Genomic DNA, 26966 nt, shown 5'->3' on the forward strand with positions numbered 1-26966 from the left:
CCGCTTCCGTCCCGGCCGTCCCCAGGCGCACCGATGGACTGTCGTCCTGTCAGACGGGTTTGGAGGCCGTCAGGTCACTTCGCGCACTCGACCTTGTCGGCCGTGGACTTCTGGAGGTCCTCCGGGGCCTTCGCGGAGGTGGCGTCGAGTTTGACTCCGGCGCCCTTGAAGTCCTTGCCGAGGGTGAGGGTCATGGTGGGCAGGCCCTGGGAGTTGGTGACGCTCTCGCCGGGTTTCATGGCGGCGCCGGAGAGGCCGAGGATCTCGGCGAGGGCGCGGGCCTGGTCGGCCTGGTCGGGGGCGTACTCCAGGGTGGTCTTGGCGAGGTCGGTGGGGGCGTTGCCCGCGTTCTCGGACTTGGTGACGCCCGCCTCGTTCTGGAGGTAGGTCAGTTCCCGCCCCGCGCTGCCGGACGAGGCGCCGCCGTTGAGGACACGGACGCGGATCTCGGAGGGCTCGGACTTCTCGCCCTCGAGGCGGGCGGCGACCGCGGCCGCCTCCTTCTTCTCCTTCTCCGACTCCTTCTTCTTGACCTCGGTGAAGGAGACGTCGTTCTGCACCATGTCGAAGACCTGCTGGGCGGGCCCCTCCTTGAGCACGACCGTCGCCTTGACCGTCTCGGCCGGGTTGTCGACCACCGGCACCGTGGTGAAGGTCAGGTTCTTGGTGTTGAGCTTGCCCAGTTCCAGGCCGAGGTCCTTCAGCTTGCCGATGCTGTCCAGCTTGGAGTCGACGGTCAGCGCCTCGGTCCCCGCCTCGGCCAGCTTCAGCATCTTCGACGGACTGGTCAGCGTGTCGTTGGACTTCAGCTTGCGCATCAGCGCGCTGAGGAACTGCTGCTGGATCTCGATCCGGCTCAGGTCGCCGCCGAAGCCCACGGAGTGCCGGGTGCGGACGAAGGCCAGTGCCTGCTCGCCCTCGATGGTGTGCTCGCCCGCGGGCAGCTTCAGGTGCGAGTCCGGGTCGTCGATGTCCTTCGCCAGGCACACGTCGACGCCGCCGACGGCCGAGGTCAGCGTCTTGACCGCGTTGAAGTCGGCCACCATGAAGTTGTCCGGCGTCACCCCGGTCAGCTCGGTGACGGTCCGCATGGTGCAGCTGGGCGTACGGCCGTCCTGGCCGAGGCTCGTGTTGAAACGGACGCCGCTGGAGCCGGGGATGACCTTCTGCGTCCCGTCCTCCTGCGTGGTCGGGCAGTCGGGGACGTCGACTATCAGGTCGCGGGGGATGCTGAGCGCGGTGGCGTTGGAGCGGTCCTTCGACACGTGCAGCAGGATCGTGGTGTCGGCGTGGCCGGCGCTGCCGGTGTCGCCGTAGCCCTCGTTGCCGCTGCCGGTGCGCTTGTCGGTGCCGATCAGCAGGATGTTGATGGCCTTGTCCTTCTGGAAGCCACCGGTGCTCGCGCCGTCGTCGGAGACGGACTGGATGTTGCCGTTCAGGTGCTGGAGATAGAGGTACCCGGCGGTGCCGCCCGCGAGGACGACGAACGCCATGGTGCCGCCCGTCCACAGCAGGACCCGCTTGCCCCTCGACTTCTTCTTCGCCGGCCGCCGGCGCCCGGCCCGTCCCGGCGGCGGTTCCTCCGGAGCCGAACGGCGCCGGCGCTGCGGCGGCACCTCACGGTCCGGAGCCGCGGCGGGCGCGGCGCCCCGGGGGCCCGGGACCGGTGACTGCGCTGCGGAAGGGGACAGTCGCAGTTCGTATTCGCCGGTGTCCGGATTGAGTACCCACTGGTCTGCGGGGTCGATGTCGCCCGCCCGTCCACGGCCTTGCGCGTCCACGGTTGTCCGAATCCTCCGTCGGGGCCACGCGGCGCCCTCCCCTCCGGGCGCCCGGTCTCGCTCACTCGGTGCGCGGCCTCGGGCAGAGCCTCGGGGCCGGGCACACCGGATCGCTCACATTAACCGCCCGGTTCGGCCCGGGGCGATGGCAGTGACGCATGCCACGAAACTTACAACTGGGCAATCCAGCGCATTTCTTGGACAATTGTCCGTACTTTCATGCGCGCCTTGCACCCGTCTTGCCGTGACTTTGAAAGCGCTTTACTCGCGCTACTCGCAGACGTCTTCGTCGGCGGTGTTCCCGCTGAACGTCGGCGCCGGAGATTCGGCGTCACCGCGCTCGCCGTGGACCGGCAGTGCGATCGTCACCGGTTCGTCCGTCCGCAGCCGGGTGAAGAGCTTCTCGGCGGCCGGCTGCACGAGCTGGTCGCGATTGGCATCACCCGCGTAGGGCTGCCGGGGGACGGTCAGGAACTGCACGCGCTCGGTGGGAATGTCGCGCAGCCCGCGCACGAGGTCGTACAGACCGCGCAGGCTCGCCAGATTCGGGTCCGTCGTCAGTGCCGACGTGGCCGCGTCGAGTACCGGGTACAGCTTCACCGGATTCAGCAGCACGCCATTGCTCTGCACCTTGTTCACGAGCGCCCCCAGAAAGCGCTGCTGCCGGTCCATCCGGTCGGTGTCGCTGCCGTCCCCGAGCGACTTCCGGGCGCGGACGTAGCCGAGGGCCTGCTCACCGTCGAGCGTCACCCGGCCCGCGGGCAGTTTCAGCTTGGCGTCCTCGTCGTCGACCGGCTTGCGCAGGCACACCTCGACGCCGTCGAGGGCGTCGACCATCTCCTTGAAGCCCTGGAAGTCGACGACCACGTGGTGGTCGATCCGGATGCCGGTCAGCTTCTCCACGGTACGGATCGAGCACGCCGAACCGCCTGCGGAGAAGGCGTAGTTGAACTGTGTGAACACGGGCGCGGTGCGTGCCCCGTCCGGGCCGTGGCAGCCGGGCACGTTCACCATCAGGTCGCGGGGGAGGGAGACGGCCGTGGCGCTGTCCCGGCCCGCCGCCAGGTGCAGCAGGATCGTGGTGTCCGACCGCTCGGTCCCGGAGTCCCGGCCATAGCGCGCGTTGCCGTCGCCGGAGCGCGAGTCCGACCCGATCAGCAGCACGTTCTGCGCGCCGCGCACCAGGGCGGTGGGGCGCTCCTTCTCGTATCGGGCGAGCTCGGCGGCCGCCGCCTCGTCCGACGTGATGTTGCCGCTCAGCTTCGCGTACACCGCCCATCCGACGCCCACGGCACCGACGGCCACCACGCCGACCGCGATCCCCGCCCGGGCCAGCCGCCGCCTCCGACGCCGCCGCCTCAGCCCGTCCCCGGACGCGGACGCCCCCGCCCCCTTGCCGGCGTCATCGCTCACGTCTCCCTCCGTCCCACACCCGTGCGCTCCTACGACCATGCAGCGCGGGCCGCGACGACGCGGAACGTTGGTGAGCCGAACGGGTCAGCCCACCCGCATAGCCGCGGGCGGCCTACCCGCATAGCTGCGGGCAGTCGTGCCGCTGGGGCGGCACGGGTGGGCGCAGCGGCACCCCGCCACGCCGGGCTGCGACACCCAACCCCGCCCAGCTCCGACGCCGGGCGCCCCGTCAACGCCGGATCAGCACCCGGCGTACACCCGAGCCGGGCCCCGCCAACACCTCACCTCACCGAGCCGTGGCAGAAACCCTCTCCGCCTCGATCCGCTGATCCAGCACCCCGTCCCCCGCCCGCTCCAGATGCCGGCACAGGACCACCGACCCCCCACTCGCCAACGGCCCGTACAGCCCCGCGCTCAACCCCTCCCACGTGTCGTACGGCAGCCCCGACAGAATCCGCGCCCCCGGCCCGGTGAGCCCCAGCCCGGACGCCTCCGCCCGCGCCCGCTCCACGACCTCCGCCCCACTGAACTCCCGCCCGGCCACGATCAGCGCAGGCCCCTCCGGATCCACCGGCGCGTACGCCACGAACCGGTCCCCCTGCCCCGGCACCTCCACCGCGTAATCGGCGAAGCCCTCCGGCGGATGCGGCGCGAACCGTCCCCCGAGCGGCCGCAGCGCCAGCGCGATCCGCGCGCCCGAGCACGCCCGCGCGGCGTCCAGCGACTCGGGCTCCGGCCCGCTGACGACCACGTCGGCCGACGCCGGGTCACCCGCCACGTCGGCGACGACACCCACCGACGCGCACGCCAGCAGCCACACCGCCGTCTGCCAGTGCGCGGGCAGCAGCAGCGCGACCCGGTCGCCGGGCTCGACGGAGAGTTCGTCCTGGAGCAGGTTCGCGGTCTTGGCCACCCAATTGGCGAAGGTGGCGACGGACAGTTCGACGCGTTCGCCGGTGGCGTCGTCGTAGAAGGTCACCAGGGGGCGTCCCGGGTCCGCGGCGAGCGCGGAACTGAGCAGGTCGGCAGGGGTGCGATCGGTCGCGTTCACCCGCGCAAGCGTACGCGGCCCGCAACATCCGCACCGAGCGGACGGCGTACCGCACCACCCGCACCACCACCGTTTCGGGCGAAGGCACCCTACGGACCGTCAGATCTCAAATAGACATATTTGTAAGACCATGTCCAGTATCAGGGGCATGCGTGGATTCCTTGCTTCCTCGATCGGTGTCACGACCGCGGCGGCCCTGGCCGTCCCGCTCGCCCCACCCGCGGCGGCGGCCACCTCCGCGCCCCCGACCGCGACCCCGAGAGCGGCGCGGGCCGAGGCATACGTCCCCGGCGGTACCCAGTCGCTGCCCCTCACCCCCCTCGCCCGCGACCGCGCCACCGGCGCCGCCGCGCAGGGCCTGCCCCGCCGGGACGTACGGCACTTCTCGCTCGTCGGCGTCGTCTGGGACGACCCGGGGACCGAACTGCACGGCCGCGTCGAGGTCCGTACTCGCGCGACCGCCACCGGCGTCTGGTCCGACTGGCAGGAGGTGGAGACCCACAACGCCGACCACGCGGCCGACCCCGGCACCTCCGAGAGCACCGCCGACCGGGTCCGCGGCGCCACCGCACCCCTGTGGGTGGGCGAGTCCGACGGGGTGGAGGTGCGGGTGCGGGCGGACACCGCGCCCGAGGCCGCCACCCGAGCCGTCCCGGCGGCCATCGCGTCGACGCTCCCCACCGGCATGCGCCTCGAACTCGTCGACCCCGGCAAGGGCGCCCCACCCCCCGCGGCACCCGGACCGGAGGACGGACCGGAGGGCGAGCCCCGCACCACGACGACGTCCGCGGAGTCCGAGGCGTCCGCCGAAGCGCTCGCCGCCTCCGCCGCCAACGCCGGCCTCGCCCCGCTCGGCGCCGCCGAGATCCCAGCCCTCAGCCAGGCCCGGATCGAGGCCGAACTCGGCACCGGGCAGCAGACCAAGCCGTACGTCGGCGCCCGCCCGAGCATCACCACCCGCCACGGCTGGGGCGCGGACGAGGGGCTGCGGGAGAAGGGGTTCGTGTACACGAAGAAGGTCAAGGCGGCCTTCGTGCACCACTCGGACACCGGCAACAACTACCGCTGCGCACAGGCGCCGTCGGTCATTCGCAGTATCTACCGCTACCACGTCCACAGCACGGGCTGGCGTGACCTCGGCTACAACTTCCTCGTCGACAAGTGCGGAAACATCTACGAGGGCCGCGCCGGGGGAGTGTCCAAGGCGGTACTCGGCGCCCACACCCTGGGGTTCAACTCCAACAGCATGGGCATCGCCGTTCTCGGCACGTACAGCGACAGGAAGCCGTCCTCGGCCGCCGTGAAGGCGATCGCGCGGCTCACCGCGTGGAAGCTCGGCATCTACGGCATGAATCCGGACGGGAAGACATACCTGAAGTCCGGTGGTGGCAATCTCTACCGAAAAGGTAAGAACGTACGACTGAACGTCATCTCCGGTCACCGCGACGGCTTCGCGACGAACTGCCCCGGCAGGCTGCTCTACGGCAAGCTCGACACGAGCCGATCGAAGGCGGCGCGGTACCAGGGCCGCTGAGGGCGGAACACCGCACGGCCGTCGAGGGCGCCGAGGAACGGTCTGCATACACTGGCCGGCCGAAACACAGTTCGGCCGGTCCCGGCAGGAAGCAGAGACGACGGTGACAGAAGCGATCCTCCTGGTCGGCGGCAAGGGCACGCGGCTGCGTCCGCTCACGGTGAACACCCCGAAGCCCATGGTCCGGGCGGCCGGGGTGCCGTTCCTCACGCACCAGCTGGCGCGGGCGAAGGCGGCGGGCGTCGACCACATCGTGCTCGCGACGAGCTATCTGGCCGAGGTCTTCGAACCGTACTTCGGCGACGGCTCGGCGCTGGGGCTGCACCTCGAGTACGTCACCGAGGAGGAGCCGCTCGGCACCGGCGGGGCGATCCGCAACGTGGCGTCCCGGCTGCACTCGGGGCCGGACGAGCCGGTTCTGATCTTCAACGGCGACATCCTGACGGGTCTGGACATCGGCGCGCTGGTCCGCACCCACGAGACGACCGGCGCGGACGTCTCCCTGCACCTGACCAAGGTCACCGACCCGAGGGCGTACGGGCTGGTCCCCACCGACGACACGGGCCGGGTGCTCGCCTTCCTGGAGAAGCCCCAGACCCCGGAGGAGATCGTCACCGACCAGATCAACGCGGGGGCGTACGTCTTCCGTCGCTCGGTCATCGACACGATCCCGGCGGGGCGGCCCGTCTCGGTCGAACGCGAGACCTTCCCGGAGCTCCTCGCCACCGGCGCGCACCTCCAGGGCATGGTCGACTCCACGTACTGGCTGGACCTCGGCACCCCGGCGGCCTTCGTGCGCGGCTCGGCCGACCTGGTCCTCGGCCGCGCCCCGTCCCCGGCGATACCGGGGCGCTGCGGCGACCGCTTGGTCCTGCCCACGGCCCAGGTCGCGCCCGACGCGAAGCTGGCCGGCGGCACGGTGATCGGCGAGGGCGCCTTCGTGGCGGAGGGCGCGCGCGTCTTCGGCAGCACGATCCTGCCCGGCGCCGTCATCGAGCCCGGCGCCGTCATCACCGATTCCCTCGTCGGCACCCGCGCCCGCGTCGGCACCCGCTCGGTCCTCAGCGACACGGTCATCGGCGACGGCGCGATCATCGGCGCCGACAACGAACTCCGCTCCGGCGCCAGAATCTGGTGCGACGCCCACATCCCACCGGCTGCACTGCGCTTCTCCTCGGACACGTAACGCCGCGCGGCCGGGCGGGGGCGGGGGCCATGTGCCCCCGCCTCCCGTCCCCGCGGGCCATGCGCCCCGTTCCCGCGGGCCATGCGCCCCGTTCCCGCGGGCCATGCGCCCCGTTCCCGCGGGCCATGCGCCCCGTTCCCGCGGGCTATGCGCCCCGTTCCCGCGGGCACATGTGCCGCCTGGGGCGGCACGGGTGGGCGCGGGCGGCACCCGGCCAGCGCCGGGCCGCGTCACCCACCCCCCGGCCCGCACCCACGCCGGGCACACGTGAACGCCGGCCCGCACCACGCCGGACGACGAAGTCATCCCCGGCCCCGTCAGAGCCGCTCGATACCCCGCGGAGCCATCCGCGGCGCCCGCCGCCCCGGCACCCGCCCACTCAGCAGCACCAGCCGAGCCGCCCGATGCCGCTGCCCGGCATACGGCTCCAGCAGCCGCAGCATCTCCGCGTCGTCCGCGTACCGGTCCCCGCCCAGCGCGAACCCCACGATCCCCGGCAGATGCAGATCGCCCACCGTCACCGCGTCCGGCGCCCCATGACTGCGCTGCACGGTCTCCGCCGACGTCCACGGCCCGATCCCCGGTACGACCTCCAGCCGCGCCTGCGCCGCCGCCGGCTCCATCCCGGCCGCCTCCTCCAGCCGCGCGGCGACACGCACGGCCCGCAGGATCGTCGAGGCCCGTTTGTCGTCCACCCCTGCCAGGTGCCACTCCCAGGACGGGATCAGCGCCCACGTCCGCGCCGACGGCATGACACACATCCGCCCGGGCGCGGGCCCCGGCGCCGGCTCCCCGAACTTCCGCACCAGCAGCCGCCACGCCTGGTACGCCTCCAGCGTCGTGACCTTCTGCTCCAGGACCGAGGGGATCAGCGACTCCAGCACCAGCCCGGTCCGTGTCAGCCGCAGCCCCGGCCGCCGATGCCGCGTCAGCGCCAGCAGCCGGTGCCTCGGCACGAAAGCGGACGGGTCGTCCTCGGCGCCCAGCATCCGCGGCAGCTGATCCAGCAGCCACTCCGCCCCGGGCCCCCAGCTCTCACCCCGCACCTCGTCACCGCGCGCGGTGACCCGCAGCGTGCCCGGCCCGGCGGGGGTGCGGCTGGTCCGCCACACGGCCCCGTCCGGTGTCGTCCGGAACGTCGGATCTCCCGGCCCGCGCCGCAGCGGCCCGAGCACCAGCCCCAGCTCCAGCGGCCCGTCCGGCACCCACACCCGTACCCGGCCCGGCGCGGCCCCCTGCCGGGGTATCCCGCCGCGCGCAGCGGCACGCGGGGGCCGGGAAGCGAAACGTCCTGCCACGAGTGAGGTCCTTGGAGGAAAGGGACGGAGGGGCCTCTACGAGAGTAGGAGGGCCTCTACGAGAGTAGAGGGGTCACCGCACCTCGATGAACGATCCCGCGTCCCGCTCCGGCCGCGCGCGCGGTTCCCCGGCCGGATGACCGACCGCCACCGCACCCATCGGGTCCCAGTCGCCCGGCAGCCCCAGCACCTCCCGCACCACGTCCCGGCAGAACATCGTCGAGGACACCCACGCCGACCCCAGCCGCTCCCCGGCGAGCGCGACGAGCAGGTTCTGCACGCCCGCGCCGGTGGCGACGACGAACATCTCCCGCTCGGCCCCGTCCCGCCGCGCGTCCCCGTACGTGTGTGAACCGTCCATGACCAGGCAGGGGACGACGAGGTAGGGCGCGTTGCGCAGGACGTCCCCGCGCCGGACCCGCTTGGCGATGGACTCCTCGCTCTTGCCGTCCCGCCGCAGGTCCGCGATCCAGGCGTCCCGCATCGCGTCCAGCAGCCGGGTGCGGGATTCCCCGGACTCCAGGAGCACGAACCGCCACGGCGTCGTGTGGTGCGGCGCCGGTGCCGTGACCGCCGCCGCGACCGCCCGGCGTACGGCGCCGGGGTCGACGGGCTCGTCGGTGAAGGCCCGTACCGTACGGCGCTGGGTGACCGCGTGCCGTACCGCCTCCGACGTGCCCAGCCGGAACATGTCGTCGCGCGCGCCGCGCACCATCGCCCGCGCGCCCTCCCCGTCGTCGTCGGCCACCAGGAGCGGCAGCCCGCGCACCACGGCGACCGGCAGACCCGCGGCCTTGCCCTTGACCAGGTCGCCCGCCGCGGCCAGCTCGTCGGCGGTGGCGACGACGGTGGAGCCGAGCGGGTTGCCGTGCGCGTCCGTGCCGCCGCGCAGGTCGTCGAGGACCCGCACTCCGGCGGCGCCGATCGCCACGTCCGTGAGCCCGGCCCGCCAGGGGCGGCCGAAGGTGTCGGTGACGACGACCCCCACGTCGACGCCGAGCGCGTCGCGCAGTCCCTCGCGGATGCCCCGCGCGGAGGCGTCCGGGTCCTCGGGAAGCAGCAGAACCGTGCCGGACGGGGTGTTGGAGGCGTCGACGCCGGCCGCCGCCATGACCAGCCCCTGCCGGTTCTCGACGATGCGCAGCGGGCCGCGCCGGGCCACCACCCGCACGGTCTCCGCGTCGATCGCGGCCTCCCGGTCGGCGGCCCGTACGACACGGCCCTCGGCCTTGGACACGATCTTGGAGGTGACGAGCAGCACGTCCCCGTCGGCCAGCCCCGGCTCGGCCGCGGCGATCAGCTTGGCGAGGTCGTCGCCGGGCTGCACCTCGGGCAGGCCGGGCAGGGCCCACACCCGGTAGCCCTCCGGGCGGCCGGGGGCGTCCTCGCGCGTGCCGTCGCTCATGCCTCCCGCACCTCCTCGGCGAGCGTCAGCGCCTCCCGGGCCATCTGCGTCGTGGTGTCGAGGTCGGTCATCATCAGCGGTACGGCGCGGCAGAGGATGCCGGCCGCCTTCACGCGGGTGACGGCCTCGGCGTCGACGGTGTCGACCAGCCAGCCGTCGAGCAGCCCCGAGCCGTAGTGCTCGGCGACCGCGGCCGCCGAGGACTCCACGCCGACCGCCGCGAGCACCTTGTCCGCCATCCCGCGCACGGGCGCGTCCCCCACGATCGGGGACAGGCCCACCACGGGCACCCCGGCGTCGGCGATCGCCTCCCGGATGCCGGGCACGGCGAGGATGGTGCCGACGGAGACCACCGGGTTGGACGGCGGGAAGAGGATCACGTCCGCCTCGGCGACGGCCTCCAGGACGCCCGGCGCCGGCTTGGCCTGCTCGGCCCCGACCGGCACGACCGCCTCGGCGGGGACGGAGGCGCGCAGCCGTACCCAGTACTCCTGGAAGTGGACCGCCTTGCGCTCCCCTTCCAGCTCGACCGCGACATGCGTCTCCACGCGGTCGTCGGTCATCGGGATGAGGCGCACCCCGGGCTTCCAGCGGTCGCAGAGGGCCTCGGTCACCGCGCTGAGCGGGAAGCCCGCGGTGATCATCTGCGTCCGTACGATGTGCGTGGCGAAGTCGCGGTCGCCGAGGCCGAACCACTCGGGCCCCACGCCGTACGCCGCCAGCTCCTCCTTGAGGTGGAAGGTCTCGTCGGCCCGTCCCCAGCCCTGCTCCTCGTTGATACCGCCGCCGAGCGTGTACATCACCGTGTCGAGGTCCGGGCAGACCTTCAGACCGAAGAGGTGGATGTCGTCCCCGGTGTTGCCGATGACGGTGATGTCCGCGTCGGGCGCGGCCTGCTTCAGACCACGCAGGAACCGGGCACCGCCGATGCCGCCTGCCAGAACCACAATGCGCATGGCCCCAGTCTTGCAGGCGGGTACGACACCGCGTCAGGCAGTCTTCACGGCGCCGGTGTCCGCGTCCCGCGCCGTGGCGGCCGAGCACTGCGGGGCGTGCATCGGCATCTCGGTGAGGCCCGGGTAGTAGACGTGCAGGCTGACCGCGGGCTCCAGCGCGTCGTTGACGACCTCGTGCACGTGCCCGGGTGCGAACACGCGCTGGGTGCCGGCCCGCAACGCGCGCGTGCCGCGCTCCGTGTACTCGGTGAGGGTCCCCTCCAGGACGGTCCACACGCCGGAGGAGGGGCCGTGGTCGTGGCGTCCGCTGCCCTGTCCCGGGACCCAGGACAGCAGCCACACCTCGTAGCCGGGGCCGGTGCGCAGCCGGTGGTACCAGCGTGTCGTGGCGTCGTACCGGACGAGGTGCTCCCACGCGGAGCGGTCGTCGGCGAGGGAGCGGGCCAGCCCGGCGAACTCGGCCACGGTGGCCGGGTGCTCGCGGGGTGCCTGGAGGAGGTGGGGGACTTCGAGGATGTCGCCGGCGATCTGGAGGTCGCTGTCGCTGTTCATGGGTGCGGTGGTTCCTCGGCGGAAGAGTGCGGCGGGGGGAACGAATGACTCAGGAACGCCCTGGTAGGGCGGGCAGGCGGAGCGTCGAGTCGAGTGGACTCGGGAAACAGCCGGAGCGCGGTCGGCTCAACAGCTGGAACAGCGGCAACAGCTACAGCGAGCGCGGGCAGCACCGTGGGACCCGGCGGTGCGGGTCGAGGTGAGCGCCAAGTTCGCGAGCATGCCCACAAGGACACCGGTTCACACCGGCACTGTCAACTCGATGCCCGGTATGTGGGACATGGTTCACCTCTTCCGGTTCATCTTGCAGGGGAAAGGTTTGTTCAGGGGCTCCTGGGACACATGGCGCACTAGCCGGGCGCGCCACCTCCGTTGTGATCCTGTGACGCGAATGTGATCAGGTTCGCTTCGGCGCGTGTATCGGAACGGGATCGAACGCCGGCGCGTCCTTCCCGGTACGAGCGGAACGCGGGTCGAGTGTCCGGCCGGGCCTCTTTGGGATGTCAAGGTTTATGGCGATTTGAACACTTTCCGCTTTGCCTTGGTTCCGCAGAGTGAATAAGGGGCCCAATAGCAGATCTCGGCTTGACTCGCCCGGAGCAGCACACTTGTAATTTCACTCGTGTCGTTCAGCCGGAATCGGTAACGGCCAGATCACGGGGACGCGAAGACAGACGAGGGGCGCACATGACCGAGACGGTGCAGCAACTGCTGGTCGACGACGCGGACGAGGAGCTCGGCTGGCAGGAGCGCGCACTGTGCGCCCAGACCGACCCCGAGTCCTTCTTCCCCGAGAAGGGCGGCTCCACCCGCGAGGCCAAGAAGGTCTGCCTCGCCTGCGAGGTCCGCTCCGAATGCCTCGAGTACGCCCTCGCCAACGACGAGCGCTTCGGCATCTGGGGCGGCCTGTCCGAGAGGGAGCGCCGCCGGCTGAAGAAGGCCGCCGTCTGACGGGGCGTCAGAACCGGCGCGAACGGCGGGACCAGCGGGAACGGGCCCTCGCAGGTGGGTTGTCCACAGGCGGCGGGCCCTCTTGCTGTCCAGCCGATAGTGTGGGCGCTCGTCCGAGACGCCCCGCCATTCCCCACCGGCACGGGCGTCCACCGCAGTCCACCGAACCGGGGCCCGTACCTCGATGTCCGTGCAGAGTCACACGGCAGCCCAGCACGACCTCGCTGCCACACCTGAGTTCCCGCGCCACGTCGTGACCGCGGTCCTCGTCGCCCACGACGGAGCCCGCTGGCTGCCCGACGCGCTCGCCGGGCTGCTCGGCCAGGAACGCCCCGTCCAGTACGCCGTGGCCGCCGACACCGGCAGTGCCGACGACTCGGCCCGGCTGGTCGGCGAAGCCCTCGGCGGCGACCACGTGCTGCACCTCGCCCGGCGCACCGGCTTCGGCCAGGCCGTGGAGGAGGCGGCCCGCACCGTCCCCGTCCTCACCCCGGAGGACCTGCCGTACCTGAAGCGCCCCAGCGGCTGGGACCCCGTCACGCGCACCTGGCGCGACGACGCCTACGACCTGCCCGAACTGCCCCACGGCGAGCCGGTCCAGTGGCTCTGGCTGCTGCACGACGACTGCGCACCCGAACCCGACGCCCTGGCCCAGCTGCTGCGCGTCGTGGACACCGAGTACGAACTCGGCCGTGACGACGTCGCCGTCGTCGGCCCCAAGCTCCGCGGCTGGTACGACCGCCGGCAACTGCTGGAGGTCGGCGTCTCCATCGCCAACTCCGGCCGCCGCTGGACCGGCCTGGACCGCCGCGAACAGGACCAGGGACAGCACGACCACGTCCGGCCCGTCCTGTCGGTGTCCACCGCCGGCATGCTGATCCGGCGTGATGTCTTCGAGCGGCTCGGCGGGTTCGACCGCCGGCTGCCCCTGATGCGCGACGACGTCGACCTGTGCTGGCGCGCGCACGCCGCCGGACTGCGCGTCCTCATCGCCCCCGAGGCGGTGGTCCGCCACGCCGAGGCGGCCTCCCGCGAGCGCCGCGCCGTCGACTGCGCGGGCCGCACCACCGCCTCCCCGCACAAGGTGGACAAGGCCGGCGCCGTCCACACCCTCCTGGTCAACGTCCGTACGGCCGCCCTGCCCTGGGTGCTGCTGCGCATCGTCCTCGGCACCATGCTGCGCACCCTCGCCTACCTCGTCGGCAAGGTGCCCGGGCAGGCACTCGACGAGATCCGGGGCCTGCTGGGCGTGCTGCTGCGCCCCGAGCGCATCATCGCCGCCCGGCGTGAACGCGGCCGCCCGCAGGTCGAGAAGGACGAACTGCGCCCCCTGTTCCCGCCCCCCGGCGCGACCATCCGCGTCACCGTCGAACAGGTAGCGGGCAACCTCCTCGGCAGTTCCGAGGCCGAGACCGCCGCGGGCGCCGGACGGCACGGCGGCGGCATCGAGTCCGGACCGGGCGGCGACGACGCCGACTTCCTGGAGATCGAGCAGTTCGCCCGCCTCAAGCGCATCGCCCGCAAGCCCGGCCCGGTGCTCTTCCTGATCCTGCTGCTCGCCTCCCTGGCCGCCTGCCGCGCCCTCCTCGGCGGCGGCGCCCTCGCGGGCGGGGCGCTGCTGCCCGCCCCGGCCGACGCCGGTGAGCTGTGGTCGCGCTACGCGGACGCCTGGCACACCGTCGGCACCGGCGGCACCGCCTCCGCCCCGCCCTACCTCGCGATCCTGGCGGCACTGGCCTCCGCGCTGCTCGGCTCGACCGGCACCGCCGTCACCCTGCTGCTGGTCGGCTCGGTGCCCCTGGCCGGCGCCACCGCGTACTTCGCGTCCCGACCGCTGGTCATGTCCCGGCTGCTGCGTGCCTGGGCGGCCGTCGCCTACGCCTTCCTGCCCGCCGTCACCGGTGCCCTCGCCGGCGGCCGCATCGGCACCGCCGTCCTCGCCGTACTGCTGCCGCTCATCGCCCGCGCGGGCGTCGCGGCGGCCGGGCTGACGAGCACGTCCGGCGCCCGCGGCAGCTGGCGCGCCACCTGGGCGTACGCGCTCCTGCTGACGGTCACCACCGCCTTCACGCCCGTCGTGTGGCCGCTCGCACTCTTCCTCGGCCTCGGCGTCCTGGCCCTGCGCCGCGCCGAGATCACCGCGTACGGACTGCGCTTCCTCGCCCAGCTCGGCACCCCCCTGCTGCTGCTCGCTCCCTGGTCGCTGTCGCTGCTGCCCCTCGGCTTCTTCGACGAGGCCGGACTGGACTACGGCTCGTCGGCCGCCTCCGCCCTCGACCTGCTCGGCGCGAGCCCCGGCGGCCCCGGGACGGTCGGCGGGCTGGTCCTCATCGGCATCGTGCTTGCCGCGCTGGCCGCCCTGCTGCGCTCCGAGCGGCAGTTGGGCATCAGGGCCGCGTGGGCGGTGGCCCTGGCCGGCTTCGTCTTCGCGGTCCTCTCCAACCGCTCCGCCTGGGCCGGCCCCGCCACCCTCGTCTATGGCATCGCCCTGCTGGCCGCCGCGGCCCTCGGCGCCGACGGAGCCCGCTCCCGCGTCGCCGAGCAGAGCTTCGGCTGGCGCCAGCCCGTCGCCGCGCTGATCGCCCTCGCCTCGGCCGTCGGCCCGCTGATCGCCGCCACCGGCTGGATGATCGGGGGCGCCGACGGCCCCGTCGAGCGACGCGACCCCGCACAGGTGCCCGCGTTCGTCGCCGAGGAGAGCGGCACCCGCGACCAGGCCCGCACCCTCGTCCTCGACAGCGACTCCACCGCCCACGTGGGATACATGCTGGTCCGCGGCTCCGGAGCCCGCCTCGGCGACGGCGAACTGGCCGCCGGGGACGGCGAGAACAGCACCCTCGACAAGATCGTCGCCAACCTGGTGGCCGGCTCCGGCGCGGACCAGGCGGACCAGCTCGGCGGCTTCGCCGTGCGCTACGTGCTCGTGCACAAGGGCGCGCCCCGCGAGGTCACCCGGGTCCTGGACGCCACCCCCGGCCTGAGCAGACTGAGCCAGCAGGACGGCAGCGGACTGTGGCGGGTGGACCAGGAGGTCGCCCGCGCGACCATCGTGTCGGGCGGCGACTCGGCCACCGGTGAACCCCAGCCCGTGGCGGCCGGACCGGTCGACATCCACACCGACATCGAACCGGGCCCCGACGGCCGCGTGCTGCGCCTCGCCGACACCGCCGCCGAGGGCTGGACCGCCACCCTGGACGGCAAGCCGCTCACCCGCACCACGGTCGACGGCTGGGCCCAGGGCTTCGAACTCCCCGCCTCCGGCGGCAGGCTGGACGTCACCTACGACGACCCGTTCACCCACACCGTCTGGCTGTGGGCCCAGGGCCTGCTCGCCGTGGTCCTGGTCGTCCTCGCGCTGCCCGGCAGGCGCCGCGACGTCGACGACGACCTGCCCGAGGAGCCGCTGATCCCCGCCGAGGCCCTGGAGGGCGAAGGACGCCGGGCACGCCGACTGCGCGCCCAGGCGGAGGCCGAGGCCGGGACGGACCCGGAGCCGCCGGCCGCACCGGCGGACGGCGCCCCCGAGGTGCCCGAACCACCCGCGGCACCTCCGATGCCCCCGGCACCGGTCCCGCAGCAGCCGGCGTACGGCGAGTGGGACTCGACGGGGTACCGGACCGAGTACGGCACCTACGACGCCTACGGCCAGGAGCAGTACCAGGGCGTCCAGCAGCAGTACGACCAGGGCGCGTACGCGCAGCAGCCGTACCAGCAGGGAGATCCGTACCAGCAGGAGGCCCACCCCGCGGACGCCTACCAGGACGGCCGCGGCGCCGCGTACGAGCCGGACCAGTACGCCCCGTACGCCTACGGCGAGCAGGCGCAGGGCCGGCCCCAGGAGGGCGGGTACGACCCCGCCTACGACCCGGCGTACGGCCAGGGCGGCTACGACGCGCCGTACGACCCCTCCCAGCCCCACCACCCCCACGGCACGGGCAGTGAGCGTCCCGACGGGAGCCAGCAGTGAAGCGCACGACCCTGTCCCTGATCGCCTGCGCGGCCGCGCTCGCCGCCGTCACCGGATTCGCGGCGGTCGCCACCCCGGACGGCTCCGGCTCCGACACCGCCGCGCCGGCCGCCCGGCTGCCCGTGGAGCGCACCAGCCTGCTCTGCCCGGCGCCCAGCACCTCCGACCTCGCCGAGACCCAGTACACCTCCTTCACGCCCGTCACGAAGGGCGCCGACGAGAAGGGCGAGGCGGTGCTCACCACCGCGCCACGGGGCGACGAGTCCGCGGACGCCAAGGACGGGAAGAAGGACGACGAGAAGGCCGCGAAGCCGCCCGTCGAGCCCAAGGAGCCCGGCACCCCGGCCACCGGCACGGCTTCCGGCTCCGACACGCCCGCGCTGATCGGTACCGCCGAGGGCGCCGATGCCCCCGGCTGGACGGTGCAGCAGACCACGGAGGTCGCCGCCGGGACGGGCCGCGGCCTCCAGGGCGTCAACTGCGCGGCCCCGGACACCGAGTTCTGGTTCCCCGGCGCCAGCACGGCGGCCGGCCGCACCGACTACGTCCACCTGACGAACCCCGACGACTCGGCCGCCGTCGTCGACATCGAGCTCTACGGCAAGGACGGAGCCCTCGAGTCCACGGTGGGGGAGGGCGTCACGGTGCCGCCACACGGCACCGAGTCCCTGCTGCTGTCCACGCTCGCCGACGTGAAGGAGACCGACGTGACCGTCCACGTCGGCGTGCGCAGCGGGCGGGTCGGGGCCGCGGTGCAGGCCCTGGACGACAAGACCGGCGGCGACTGGCTGACCGCGGCCGCGGACCCGGCGGGCGACCTGGTCCTGCCGGGCATCCCGAAGGACGCGACCGCCGTCCGCCTGGTGCTGTTCACCCCTGGGGGCACCGACGCCGACCTGAAGGTGCGGCTCGCCTCGCCGTCAGGGCTGATCACCCCCGCCGGACACGAGACGGTGCACGTCAAGGCCGGCATGACGACGGGCGTGGACCTCGGCGAGGTCACCCGCGGCGAGGCGGGTTCGCTGGTGCTGACGCCGACGGACGGGGCCGTGCCGGTGGTGGCCGCGGTCCGGGTCGTACGGGGCAAGGGCGGCGAGCAGGAGTCGGCGTTCATCCCCGCGACCGACCCGGTCGGAGCGCGCGCGACGGCCGCGGACAACCGCGCCAAGGGCACGACCCTGGCCCTGACCGCCCCCGGCGAGGGCGCCGAGGTGAAGGTGACGGCGTCGGCGGGCACGGAGGGCGGCACGACGGCGACCAAGACGTTCACGGTCAAGGCCGGCACCACCCAGAACGTCGAGGCACCGGTCCCCGCCGGTCTCAAGGGCGGCTACGCGCTCACCGTCGAGACCGTCTCCGGGGGTCCGGTCCACGCGTCCCGCACCCTGACCGTCGCGGACGACGACGTGGCGTCCTTCACCGTGCAGACCCTCCCCGACGACCGGGGGACGGTCTCGGTGCCGAACGCGGAGGAAGACCTCTCGGTGCTGCAGAAGTAGAACGCGCGACCGGGGAGGGGGAAGGCGCCGCGCCCTCAGTCCTCCCCGTACCGCGGATCCACCGTCTCCGGGGTCAGCCCCAGCAGCTCGGCGACCTGTTCCACGACGACCTCGTGCACGAGCGCCGCCCGTTCGTCCCGGCCCTTGGTCCGGATCTCCACCGGCCGCCGGTACACGACCACCCGCCCCCGCCTGCCCTCACGCGAGGGCACCGTGCCGCCGAGCGGGACCGCCTCGTCGTTCCACATCTCCCCGGGCCCGTCCAGCCGGGGCACGTCGAGGACGAGGAAATCGATGTCGGCGAGTTGCGGCCACCGCCGCTCCAGGCGCTCCACGGAATCCTGCACCAGGTCCGCGAACACCTCGCCGCGGCTCGCGGCGAGCGGCACCTGCGGGGGCGCCACCGGACCGCGCATGCCCCGGCCGTGGCGATCACGACGGCGGGGCCCTGGGCGACCGGCATCACGGGGCGTCACGGGGTTGTCCATCACTGGTGAAGGGTAGTCCCCGCCGAGGTCGCGCGCCCGGCCGCACACGCGGACCGGACAGCGCCGAGGCGCGAGACGCGGCTTGTCGCCGGATGACCATTCCAGCCAAGGTTGGGCTCGATTCCATATCTCTCCGCGACCGTGGAACTCCAGGCAAATGTCACTGTTTGTGTCACGTCGTGACCGCTTCCCAGGCGGTCCCGCCGCCCGGAAACCGCCGTCCGCGCAGGTCACCGGGGTGTGTTCCGAGCGGCCCGTAGGGCGTTTCACGCCACGACACGGGGGTGTGACCTGGTGGAGAGTCGTCGCGGCCCGCTCAAGAGTGCGGTACCGTCCAACATCGTGAGCCCTGTACGTCGCTGTTCGCGCACCGCCTGCGGCCGTCCCGCCGTCGCGACGCTGACGTACGTCTACGCCGACTCGACCGCGGTCCTCGGCCCGCTCGCCACCTACGCCGAACCCCACTGCTACGACCTGTGCGCCGAGCACTCCGAGCGCCTCACCGCCCCGCGCGGCTGGGAGGTCGTCCGCCTGCTCGACGGGTCGGCCCCGGCCCGCCCCAGCGGCGACGACCTGGAAGCGCTTGCCAACGCGGTGCGTGAGGCGGCCCGTCCCCAGGAGCGCGCGGCCGAGGCCGGGGGCGGCGGGCGCACGGCCGACCCGATGGAGGTCGCGCGCCGCGGCCACCTCCGCGTGCTGCGCTCGCCGGACAACTGAGCCACCCGCTTCTGCATCTCCCGTCACATCCGTTGCCGCACACCCATTGACGTCGCCTTGTCGCGGACACGACCATTCCGGAAGCCGCGAGAAAACGCTTTCGCATTGCGGAATCCGGGGAGGCGCCCGTGTACGTGCAGGAACTGGAACCCGTCGCCGGTTCGCTCGGCCTGTCCGCCCTGGTGGCGGCCCTGCCTCTGGTGATCGTCCTCGTCCTGCTGGGCGGTGTCCGCATGAAGGCGCACCTGGCGGGCCTCACCGGTCTCCTGGCGGCCGTCCTCGTGGCGTGGCTGGCGTACGGCATGCCGCTGGACCAGACGGCCTCCAGCGCCGTCCAAGGGGCCGTTTTCGGCCTCTTCCCCATCCTGTGGATCGTCGTGAACGCCCTGTGGGTCTACCGGATGACCGTCCGCACCCGGCACTTCGACATCCTGCGCCGCTCCTTCGGGCGGCTGTCCGACGACCCCCGCATCCAGGCCCTCGTCGTCGCCTTCTGCTTCGGCGCCCTGCTGGAGGCCCTGGCCGGCTTCGGGGCGCCCGTCGCGATCTGCTCCGTCATGCTCGTCGCGCTCGGCTTCGACCCGGTCCGGGCGGCGGTCGTGTCGCTGGTCGCCAACACCGCGCCGGTCGCCTTCGGCGCGATGGGCACCCCCGTGGTGACGCTGGCCCAGGTCACCGGGCTGCCCCTGGACGACGTCGCCTCCGTCGTCGGCCGCCAGACCCCGCTGCTCGCCCTGATCGTGCCGCTGCTGCTGGTCGGCCTGGTGGACGGGCGGCGCGGACTGCGCGAGACCTGGGTGCCCGCGATGGCCTGCGGAGTCGCCTTCGCCGTCGCCCAGTTCGTCGCCTCCAACTACCTCTCCGTCCAGCTCGCCGACATCGTCGCCGCCCTGGCCGGGGCCGGCGCCCTGGTCGCCGTACCGCACTCCCGCAGGCCCGCCGCCGAACCCGTCCGGGCGGCCGTCCTGACCGGCGCCCGCAGCGAGGAACTGGACGAGGACGACACCCGCCGGGAGGTGCTGCGCGCCTACGCCCCCTACGCCCTGATCGTCGCCGTCTTCTCCGTCGCGCAGATCCCGGCGGTCAAGGACTGGCTGGCCCGGGCGACCCAGACCTACGACTGGCCGTTCCTGGACGTGGCCGACCCCGAGGGCAATCCGGTGGGCGGCAACGTCTTCTCCTGGCCGATCGTCTCCACCGGCGGCACGCTCGTCCTGTTCGCCGGGCTGGTCACGGCCGTCGTCCTCGGCGTGCACGCGCGCGTGGCGGTCAAGGAGTGGCTCGCGACCGTCCACGAACTGCGGTTCGCGATCCTCACCGTCACCTCGGTGCTGGCCCTCGCCTACGTCATGAACCTCTCCGGGCAGGCCGCCACCATCGGCCACTTCGTCGCCGCGGCGGGCGCCGGGCTCGCCTTCCTCTCCCCGGTCCTCGGCTGGTTCGGCGTGGCCGTCTCCGGCTCCGACACCTCGGCCAACGCGCTCTTCGGCGCCCTCCAGGTGACCGCCGCGCGGGAGTCCGGCCTCTCTCCCGAACTGCTCGCCGCCGCCAACAGCTCCGGCGGTGTCCTCGGCAAGATGATCTCCCCGCAGAACCTCACCATCGCCTGCGCCGCCGTCGGACTCGCGGGCCGCGAGGGCGACCTGCTGCGCAAGGTACTGCCCTGGAGCCTCGGCCTGCTGCTGGTGATGTGCCTGATCGTGGTCGGCCAGTCCACGGTCGTCCTGGGCTGGATGCTGCCCTGACCTTCGGGAACCGCGCGACGGCCGGTCGGTGGGTGCGGGTAGTTTGTGCACACCGACGGGACTTTCAGGAAGGTTGGCCGTGGCTGCTGATCTGTCGCAGATCGTGAAGGCGTACGACGTGCGCGGTGTCGTACCCGACCAGTGGGACGAGTCGCTGGCCGGGCTGTTCGGCGCGGCCTTCGTCGAGCTGACCGGAGCGGGCGCCGTCGTCGTCGGGCACGACATGCGGCCCTCGTCGCCCGGCCTGTCCGGCGCCTTCGCCCGCGGGGCGGCGGCCCGGGGCGCCGACGTGACCGAGATCGGCCTGTGCTCCACCGACCAGCTGTACTACGCCTCCGGCGCGCTGGACCTGCCGGGCGCCATGTTCACGGCCTCGCACAACCCGGCCCGGTACAACGGCATCAAGCTCTGCCGCGCCGGCGCCGCACCGGTCGGCCAGGACACCGGCCTCGCCGAGATCCGCGCCCTCGTGGAGCGCTGGAGCGACACCGGCGCCCCGGAACCGGCGGCCCGCCCGGGCACCGTCACCCGGCGCGACACCCTCGCCGACTACGCCGCCCACCTGCGCTCCCTGGTCGACCTCACCGCCATCCGCCCCCTGAAGGTCGTCGTCGACGCGGGCAACGGCATGGGCGGCCACACCGTCCCCACGGTCCTCGCGGGGCTGCCCCTCGACGTCGTGCCGCTGTACTTCGAACTGGACGGCACCTTCCCCAACCACGAGGCCAACCCGCTCGACCCGGCCAACCTCGTCGACCTCCAGAAGCGCGTCCGCGAGGAGGGCGCCGACCTCGGCCTCGCCTTCGACGGCGACGCCGACCGCTGCTTCGTCGTCGACCAGGACGGCAACCCGGTCTCCCCGTCCGCGGTCACCGCCCTCGTGGCCGCCCGCGAACTCGCCCGCAACGGCGGCCGGGGCATGGTCATCCACAACCTGATCACCTCCTGGTCCGTCCCGGAGGTCGTCGAGGAGAACGGCGGCACACCGGTACGCACGCGCGTGGGCCACTCCTTCATCAAGGCCGAGATGGCCCGCACCGGCGCCATCTTCGGCGGCGAACACTCCGCGCACTACTACTTCCGCGACTTCTGGAACGCCGACACGGGCATGCTGGCCGCCCTCCACGTCCTCGCCGCCCTCGGCGGTCAGCAGGGCCCGCTGTCCGCCCTCGTCGCCGAGTACGACCGCTACGCCGGCTCCGGCGAGATCAACTCCACCGTCGCCGACCAGGCGGACCGCCTCGCCGCGATCAGGGCCGCGTACGAGGGCCGCGACGACATCACCCTGGACGACCTCGACGGCCTCACCGTCACGTCGGCCGACTGGTGGTTCAACGTCCGCCCCTCCAACACCGAGCCCCTGCTCCGCCTGAACGCGGAGGCCCGCGACGAGGCGACGATGACGAAGGTCAGGGACGAGGCCCTGGCGATCATCAGGGGCTGAGCCTCCGTCGCTGGGCGGCCTCTGGCTCCGAGTCGGGCGAGGGACAAGCCTCGCTCCTGGGTACTTGGCCGGCCATCCAGCCCACCGAGTCGGGTGGTGGGTGGGCCATAGGCCGGGGGTCCAGGGGCGGAGCCCCTTGGCGGGGCTGCAGCGGACGGCGCCCTCACCGCCGCCCCCCGCCACGCCCCCACCGGCGGTACCCTGACCAGCACATCCGCACACGACGAACCGCCCCCGAAGGGAACCCCCATGCCGCTCGAAGCCGGCCTCCTGGAGATCCTCGCCTGCCCCGCCTGCCACGCCCCCCTCAAGGAGCAGGACGCGGAACTGATCTGCACCGGCCAGGACTGCGGCCTGGCCTACCCGGTGCGCGACGGCATCCCCGTCCTCCTCGTCGACGAGGCACGCCGCCCCGCCTGACCGACGGCGAAGCGACCCGGCACCCCGGCCACTCGGCGACCCCGCGACCCCGCGCAACCGAACGAACGCCCCGGCGATCGGAGACCTGCCGCCATGCTCGACGAATCGCTCCTCGACACCCCGGAGCGCCTCACCGAGGCCGACCACCGCGGCCTGCTGCGCGGCGCCGCCGAGGCCGGTGCCCGCGTACGCACCGCCGCCCGGCACGCCGCCGAGGCCGGAGTCGGCAACCTCAAGCCCGACGGCCGCCCCCGCGCCGTCCTGATCGCCGGCCCCGGCGCCGCCGCCACCCACGCCGCCGACCTCCTCGGCACCCTCGCCGGCGCCGGCAGCCCCGTCACCCGCCTCGCCCCCACCGGCGTCGCCCCCGCCGCGGGCGCCCTGCGCTGGGAACTGCCCGGCTGGGCCGGCTCCGTGGACCTCCTGTTGATCGCCACCCCCGACGGCACCGAGCCGGGCCTCTCCCTGCTCGCCGAACAGGCCTACCGCCGGGGCTGCACGGTCGTCGCCGTCGCCCCCGCCGGCTGCCCGCTCAGCGAGTCGGTGAACGCCGCGCACGGCCTGTTCATCCCGATGGCGACCGCCCCGTACGACCAGGACGAACCCCTCGCCGGTGCCGCCCCCGGAGTCCTGTGGGCGCTGCTCACGCCGCTGCTCGTACTCCTCGACCGCACCGCCCTGCTCGACGCACCGCCCGAGGCCGTCGAGAAGATCGCCGACCGCCTCGACCGCATCGCCGAACGCTGCGGGCCCGCCATCGTGACGTACAGCAACCCCGCCAAGACCCTGGCGGCCGAGCTGGCCGACTCCCTCCCGGTGATCTGGACCGAGGGCATCTCCGCCGGCCCCGCCGGCCGCCGTTTCGCCGCCGCCCTCGCCGAACTGTCCGGCACCCCGGCCGTCGTCGCCGACCTGCCCGAGGCGCTCGCCGCGCACACCGCCCTGCTCGCCGGACGCCTTGCCGCCGGCGCCGACCCCGACGACTTCTTCCGCGACCGCGTCGAGGAGGCACCCGCCCTGCACGCGCGCGTGGTGCTCCTGCGCGACCGCCCCAGCGGAGGCCTCACCGCCGCCCCCAACGCCCGTGAACTGGCCCTCAGCCACGACACGCCGATGAGCGAACTGGAGCCGGAAGCGGGCGGCGAACTGGAGACCCTCGCCGAACTGATCGCCATCACGGATTTCGCAGCCGTTTACCTGGCGCTCGCCTCGGCCGCCTGATCCCGTACGCACCATCGGAACGCACCGCACGCACAGGACACGCACCGGCAGAGAGAGCCCATGGACCGCCTCGACAACACCGTCCGCCCCTACGCCTGGGGTTCCACCACCGCGATCCCGGCCCTGCTCGGGACCGAACCGACCGGCGAACCGCAGGCGGAGATGTGGATGGGCGCCCACCCCGGCGCCCCCTCCCGCACCGGCCGGGGCACCCTCGCCGAGGTCGTCGACGCCGCCCCCGAGAAGGAACTGGGCGCCGCCTCCGTGGCGAAGTTCGGCCCCCGGCTGCCCTTCCTCCTCAAGCTCCTCGCCGCCGGCGCCCCGCTCTCCCTCCAGGTCCACCCCGACCTCGCCCAGGCCAGGGCCGGTTACGAGGACGAGGAGCGCCGGGGTATTCCCCTGGACGCCCCGCACCGCAACTACAAGGACGCCAACCACAAGCCCGAACTGATCTGCGCCCTCACCGAGTTCGACGGTCTCTGCGGCTTCCGCCCGCCGACCGAGAGCGCCGACCTGCTCGACGGCCTCGGCGTCGCCTCCCTCAAGCCGTACGTCGACCTGCTGCGCGCACACCCCGAGGACGCCGCCCTGCGCGAGGTCCTCACCGCCGTCCTCACCGCCGACCCCGAGGAGATGTCCCACACGGTCACCGAGGTCGCGGCCGCCTGCGACCGCCTCGGCGACGCCTACGCCCCCTACGCCGACATCGCCCACCACTACCCGGGCGACCCCGGCGTCCTCGCCGCGATGCTCCTCAACCACGTCAGGCTCCAGCCCGGCGAGGCCCTGTACCTCGGCGCCGGAATCCCGCACGCCTACCTGAACGGCCTCGGCGTCGAGATCATGGCCAACTCCGACAACGTCCTGCGCTGCGGCCTCACGCCCAAGCACGTCGACGTCCCCGAACTGCTGCGCATCGTCCGCTTCGAGGCCGGCGACCCCGGCGTGCTGCGCCCGGAGGCGTCCCCGGACGGCGAAGAGGTCTACGAGACCCCGATCGACGAGTTCCGCCTGTCCCGCCACGTCCTGCCCGAGGGCACCGGCGCCCACGACCTCACCCTGCCCACCCCGCAGATCCTGCTCTGCACGGCGGGCACCGTGTGGGCCGGCGAGCACGAACTCACCCCGGGGCAGTCGGTGTTCGTCGCCGCGGGCGAAAAGGCCGAAGTGTCCGGAACCGGCACGCTCTTCCGTGCCACCGTGCTCGTCTGACGCACGTCTGACGCACGTCTGAGGGGCGTACGAAGGGGCATCCGGCACGTCGGGGCCCGCGCGGGCTGCAACAATGGCGCACCGCAAAGGAGGGGCAAAGCCGGTCACCGGCCGCGCCCCCACCGGCGTACGGACGCAGACGAAGGCGAAGGGACAACGCGACACATGAGCGCGTCAGGCGGAACCAAGGCGATCGTGGCGGCACTGCTCGCCAACCTCTCGATCGCGGTAGCGAAATTCGTGGCGTTCCTCTTCAGTGGATCGTCGTCGATGCTCGCCGAGTCCGTGCACTCCCTCGCCGACTCCGGCAACCAGGGACTCCTGCTCCTCGGCGGCAAGCGGGCCAAGCGCGCCGCCACCCCTCAACACCCCTTCGGCTTCGGCCGCGAGCGCTACATCTACGCCTTCCTCGTCTCCATCGTGCTCTTCTCGGTCGGCGGCATGTTCGCCCTCTACGAGGGCTACGAGAAGATCAAGCACCCGCACGAGATCGAGCACTGGTACTGGCCGGTCGGCGTGCTGGTCTTCGCGATCATCGCCGAGGCCTTCTCCTTCCGGACCGCCATCAAGGAATCCAACGCCCTGCGCGGGCAGAAGTCCTGGACGGAGTTCGTCCGCCACGCCAAGGCCCCGGAGCTGCCGGTCGTCCTCCTGGAGGACCTCGGCGCCCTCGTCGGCCTGATCCTCGCCCTCGGCGGCGTCGGCCTCGCCCTGCTCACCGGCGACGGCGTCTGGGACGGCGTCGGCACCCTGTGCATCGGCGTCCTGCTCATCCTGATCGCGCTGGTCCTCGCCGCCGAGACCAAGTCCCTGCTGCTCGGCGAGTCCGCCGGCCCCGAAGCGGTCGGACAGATCGAGGCCGCGATCGTCGCCGGCGACACGGTCACCGGCATCATCCACATGCGCACCCTCCACCTCGGCCCGGAGGAGCTGCTCGTCGCCGCCAAGATCGCCGTCCGCCACGACGGCACGGCCACCGAGATCGCCTCCGCGATCGACGCCGCCGAGTCCCGCATCCGCGACGCCGTCCCGATCGCCCGCGTCATCTACCTGGAACCCGACATCTACAGCGAGTCCGAGGCCGCCAAGGGACCGGACCGCGAGGCGACCCCCGGCGGCCCGGCCACACCGCCCGACGCCCACTGACGCCCCCTGACGTCCACGGACCCACGGACGTCCGCGCCGCCATGAACGTCCGGAAGTGTTCGGAGGCGGACTGGGGACCGCGGGCGCCCGCGGTGTAGCTTGGGGTGGAGCCAGACGTCGCTGCTGATGGCGGTCGGGCGGTCCAGGACGGACCGGCCGAGGGAGAGAGGGCCTCCGACGGACTGCGCTGCGCGTACGCGGGCATGCCTGTGTCCTCTTCCGGGACACCCCTGTGTCCGCCGCCGCGCAGGTCAGCCGTACCCACCTCGACCCAACCCGAGGAGCAGCCCGCAATGACGACTGTCGACAACCGACAGGACTTCAAGGTCGCCGACCTCTCCCTGGCCGCGTTCGGCCGCAAGGAGATCACCCTCGCCGAGCACGAGATGCCGGGCCTGATGGCGATCCGCAAGGAGTACGCCGAGGCCCAGCCCCTCGCCGGCGCCCGCGTCACCGGCTCCCTGCACATGACCGTGCAGACCGCCGTGCTCATCGAGACCCTCGTCGCCCTCGGCGCCGACGTCCGCTGGGCCTCCTGCAACATCTTCTCCACCCAGGACCACGCGGCCGCCGCCATCGCCGTCGGCCCGAACGGCACGCCGGACAACCCCCAGGGCATCCCGGTCTTCGCCTGGAAGGGCGAGACCCTGGAGGAGTACTGGTGGTGCACGGAGCAGGCGCTGACCTGGCCGAACACCCCCACCGGCGGCCCCAACATGATCCTGGACGACGGCGGTGACGCCACCCTCCTCGTCCACAAGGGCGTCGAGTACGAGAAGGACGGCAAGGTCCCCTCGCCCGACACCGCCGAGTCCGACGAGCACCGCGTCATCCTCGAACTCCTCACCCGCACCGTGAGCGAGAGCCCGCAGAAGTGGACCCAGCTGGCGTCCGAGATCCGCGGCGTGACCGAGGAGACCACGACCGGCGTCCACCGCCTGTACGAGATGCACCGCGACGGCACCCTGCTGTTCCCGGCC

The 26966-nt window shown here is 73.1% G+C and carries 21 protein-coding genes; 13 read left to right on the top strand and 8 right to left on the bottom strand.

Features of this window, described 5'->3' with window-relative positions:
- Window positions 1–74 precede the first annotated feature (74 nt).
- From ACFW01_RS35265 to ACFW01_RS35275, 3 genes are all read right to left on the bottom strand, one after another.
- Window positions 75–1781, bottom strand: coding sequence for an LCP family protein (locus tag ACFW01_RS35265; protein ID WP_384510514.1), 1707 nt, complete (start codon window positions 1779–1781; stop codon window positions 75–77).
- Between the two features lie 270 nt (window positions 1782–2051).
- On the bottom strand, window positions 2052–3233 hold the full coding sequence (locus tag ACFW01_RS35270; RefSeq protein WP_384510517.1) for an LCP family protein: 1182 nt from the start codon (window positions 3231–3233) through the stop codon (window positions 2052–2054).
- A gap of 247 nt (window positions 3234–3480) precedes the next feature.
- Window positions 3481–4245 (bottom strand): TIGR03089 family protein, encoded by a 765-nt coding sequence (locus ACFW01_RS35275; RefSeq protein ID WP_384510520.1) that lies wholly within the window; start codon window positions 4243–4245, stop codon window positions 3481–3483.
- A gap of 148 nt (window positions 4246–4393) precedes the next feature.
- Between ACFW01_RS35275 and ACFW01_RS35280 the strand changes: the two genes are divergently transcribed.
- Both ACFW01_RS35280 and ACFW01_RS35285 read left to right on the top strand, forming a co-directional pair.
- Window positions 4394–5779, top strand: a complete 1386-nt coding sequence (locus ACFW01_RS35280) for a peptidoglycan recognition protein (RefSeq protein ID WP_384510522.1) — start codon at window positions 4394–4396, stop codon at window positions 5777–5779.
- A 103-nt stretch (window positions 5780–5882) separates the two neighbouring features.
- A complete protein-coding gene (locus ACFW01_RS35285; RefSeq protein ID WP_234961050.1) occupies window positions 5883–6965 on the top strand; it encodes an NDP-sugar synthase in 1083 nt (360 codons plus the stop codon).
- A gap of 317 nt (window positions 6966–7282) precedes the next feature.
- Here ACFW01_RS35285 and ACFW01_RS35290 read toward each other — a convergent pair whose 3' ends face one another.
- The 4 genes from ACFW01_RS35290 to ACFW01_RS35305 all read right to left on the bottom strand — a co-directional run bounded on the left by ACFW01_RS35290 (window position 7283) and on the right by ACFW01_RS35305 (window position 11176).
- Window positions 7283–8263 (bottom strand): DNA-3-methyladenine glycosylase family protein, encoded by a 981-nt coding sequence (locus ACFW01_RS35290; RefSeq protein ID WP_384510525.1) that lies wholly within the window; start codon window positions 8261–8263, stop codon window positions 7283–7285.
- Window positions 8264–8336: 73 nt separating this feature from the next.
- A complete protein-coding gene (locus tag ACFW01_RS35295) occupies window positions 8337–9668 on the bottom strand; it encodes a coenzyme F420-0:L-glutamate ligase (protein ID WP_384510528.1) in 1332 nt (443 codons plus the stop codon).
- Window positions 9665–10624: a 2-phospho-L-lactate transferase gene (cofD, locus tag ACFW01_RS35300; protein ID WP_234961047.1), complete on the bottom strand. Its 960-nt coding sequence runs from the start codon at window positions 10622–10624 to the stop codon at window positions 9665–9667. Before cofD ends, ACFW01_RS35295 begins: the two co-directional genes overlap by 4 nt.
- 33 nt (window positions 10625–10657) lie before the next feature.
- Window positions 10658–11176, bottom strand: a complete 519-nt coding sequence (locus ACFW01_RS35305) for a cysteine dioxygenase (RefSeq protein WP_384510531.1) — start codon at window positions 11174–11176, stop codon at window positions 10658–10660.
- 687 nt (window positions 11177–11863) lie between these two features.
- On the opposite strand from ACFW01_RS35305, the gene ACFW01_RS35310 reads away from it, so the two are divergent.
- The 3 genes from ACFW01_RS35310 (at window position 11864) to ACFW01_RS35320 (ending at window position 17593) form a co-directional block, all read left to right on the top strand.
- Window positions 11864–12127, top strand: a complete 264-nt coding sequence (locus ACFW01_RS35310) for a WhiB family transcriptional regulator (RefSeq protein WP_010034659.1) — start codon at window positions 11864–11866, stop codon at window positions 12125–12127.
- A gap of 184 nt (window positions 12128–12311) precedes the next feature.
- Complete coding sequence (locus ACFW01_RS35315; protein WP_234961045.1) at window positions 12312–16094, top strand: glycosyltransferase; 3783 nt, start codon at window positions 12312–12314, stop codon at window positions 16092–16094.
- Window positions 16091–17593 (top strand): DUF5719 family protein, encoded by a 1503-nt coding sequence (locus tag ACFW01_RS35320; RefSeq protein ID WP_384510535.1) that lies wholly within the window; start codon window positions 16091–16093, stop codon window positions 17591–17593. The genes ACFW01_RS35315 and ACFW01_RS35320 overlap by 4 nt, the downstream gene beginning before the upstream one ends.
- Before the next feature lie 35 nt (window positions 17594–17628).
- On the opposite strand, the gene ACFW01_RS35325 is transcribed toward ACFW01_RS35320, so the two are convergent.
- Entirely contained in the window at window positions 17629–18081 is a 453-nt protein-coding gene (locus ACFW01_RS35325) for a metallopeptidase family protein (RefSeq protein WP_163015902.1), read from the bottom strand.
- Window positions 18082–18375: 294 nt separating this feature from the next.
- Here ACFW01_RS35325 and ACFW01_RS35330 point away from each other — a divergent pair, with 294 nt between their 5' ends.
- From ACFW01_RS35330 to ACFW01_RS35365, 8 genes are all read left to right on the top strand, one after another.
- Window positions 18376–18798 carry a DUF3499 domain-containing protein gene (locus tag ACFW01_RS35330; RefSeq protein WP_114533823.1) on the top strand — a complete coding sequence of 141 codons (423 nt, stop codon included), beginning with the start codon at window positions 18376–18378 and terminating at the stop codon, window positions 18796–18798.
- A gap of 128 nt (window positions 18799–18926) precedes the next feature.
- Window positions 18927–20543 carry an L-lactate permease gene (locus ACFW01_RS35335; protein WP_384510539.1) on the top strand — a complete coding sequence of 539 codons (1617 nt, stop codon included), beginning with the start codon at window positions 18927–18929 and terminating at the stop codon, window positions 20541–20543.
- A gap of 79 nt (window positions 20544–20622) precedes the next feature.
- Window positions 20623–21987, top strand: coding sequence for a phosphomannomutase/phosphoglucomutase (locus ACFW01_RS35340; protein WP_234961042.1), 1365 nt, complete (start codon window positions 20623–20625; stop codon window positions 21985–21987).
- Between the two features lie 249 nt (window positions 21988–22236).
- The gene (locus tag ACFW01_RS35345) at window positions 22237–22407 is read left to right on the top strand and encodes a Trm112 family protein (protein ID WP_020940431.1); all 171 of its coding nucleotides are present in this window, start codon (window positions 22237–22239) and stop codon (window positions 22405–22407) included.
- A gap of 93 nt (window positions 22408–22500) precedes the next feature.
- Window positions 22501–23628 carry an SIS domain-containing protein gene (locus ACFW01_RS35350; RefSeq protein ID WP_234961041.1) on the top strand — a complete coding sequence of 376 codons (1128 nt, stop codon included), beginning with the start codon at window positions 22501–22503 and terminating at the stop codon, window positions 23626–23628.
- 60 nt (window positions 23629–23688) lie between these two features.
- Window positions 23689–24840 carry a mannose-6-phosphate isomerase, class I gene (gene manA, locus ACFW01_RS35355; protein WP_384510544.1) on the top strand — a complete coding sequence of 384 codons (1152 nt, stop codon included), beginning with the start codon at window positions 23689–23691 and terminating at the stop codon, window positions 24838–24840.
- 165 nt (window positions 24841–25005) lie between these two features.
- On the top strand, window positions 25006–25986 hold the full coding sequence (locus ACFW01_RS35360; RefSeq protein WP_234961039.1) for a cation diffusion facilitator family transporter: 981 nt from the start codon (window positions 25006–25008) through the stop codon (window positions 25984–25986).
- Between the two features lie 293 nt (window positions 25987–26279).
- The coding region (locus ACFW01_RS35365; protein ID WP_384510547.1) for an adenosylhomocysteinase at window positions 26280–26966 on the top strand (687 nt) is incomplete at its 3' end.

Source organism: Streptomyces sp. NPDC058985, assembly GCF_042740985.1.
Classification (GTDB): Bacteria; Actinomycetota; Actinomycetes; order Streptomycetales; family Streptomycetaceae; genus Streptomyces.

Excerpts from the sequence above, each read along its gene's own strand:
- ACFW01_RS35270 (WP_384510517.1), bottom strand. The coding sequence starts at position 3,233 with ATGGTCGTAGGAGCGCACGGGTGTGGGACGGAGGGAGACGTGAGCGAT.
- ACFW01_RS35280 (WP_384510522.1), top strand. The coding sequence starts at position 4,394 with ATGCGTGGATTCCTTGCTTCCTCGATCGGTGTCACGACCGCGGCGGCC.
- ACFW01_RS35295 (WP_384510528.1), bottom strand. The coding sequence starts at position 9,668 with ATGAGCGACGGCACGCGCGAGGACGCCCCCGGCCGCCCGGAGGGCTAC.
- cofD (WP_234961047.1), bottom strand. The coding sequence starts at position 10,624 with ATGCGCATTGTGGTTCTGGCAGGCGGCATCGGCGGTGCCCGGTTCCTG.
- ACFW01_RS35305 (WP_384510531.1), bottom strand. The coding sequence starts at position 11,176 with ATGAACAGCGACAGCGACCTCCAGATCGCCGGCGACATCCTCGAAGTC.
- ACFW01_RS35310 (WP_010034659.1), top strand. The coding sequence starts at position 11,864 with ATGACCGAGACGGTGCAGCAACTGCTGGTCGACGACGCGGACGAGGAG.
- ACFW01_RS35315 (WP_234961045.1), top strand. The coding sequence starts at position 12,312 with ATGTCCGTGCAGAGTCACACGGCAGCCCAGCACGACCTCGCTGCCACA.
- ACFW01_RS35325 (WP_163015902.1), bottom strand. The coding sequence starts at position 18,081 with ATGGACAACCCCGTGACGCCCCGTGATGCCGGTCGCCCAGGGCCCCGC.
- ACFW01_RS35345 (WP_020940431.1), top strand. The coding sequence starts at position 22,237 with ATGCCGCTCGAAGCCGGCCTCCTGGAGATCCTCGCCTGCCCCGCCTGC.
- ACFW01_RS35350 (WP_234961041.1), top strand. The coding sequence starts at position 22,501 with ATGCTCGACGAATCGCTCCTCGACACCCCGGAGCGCCTCACCGAGGCC.
- manA (WP_384510544.1), top strand. The coding sequence starts at position 23,689 with ATGGACCGCCTCGACAACACCGTCCGCCCCTACGCCTGGGGTTCCACC.
- ACFW01_RS35360 (WP_234961039.1), top strand. The coding sequence starts at position 25,006 with ATGAGCGCGTCAGGCGGAACCAAGGCGATCGTGGCGGCACTGCTCGCC.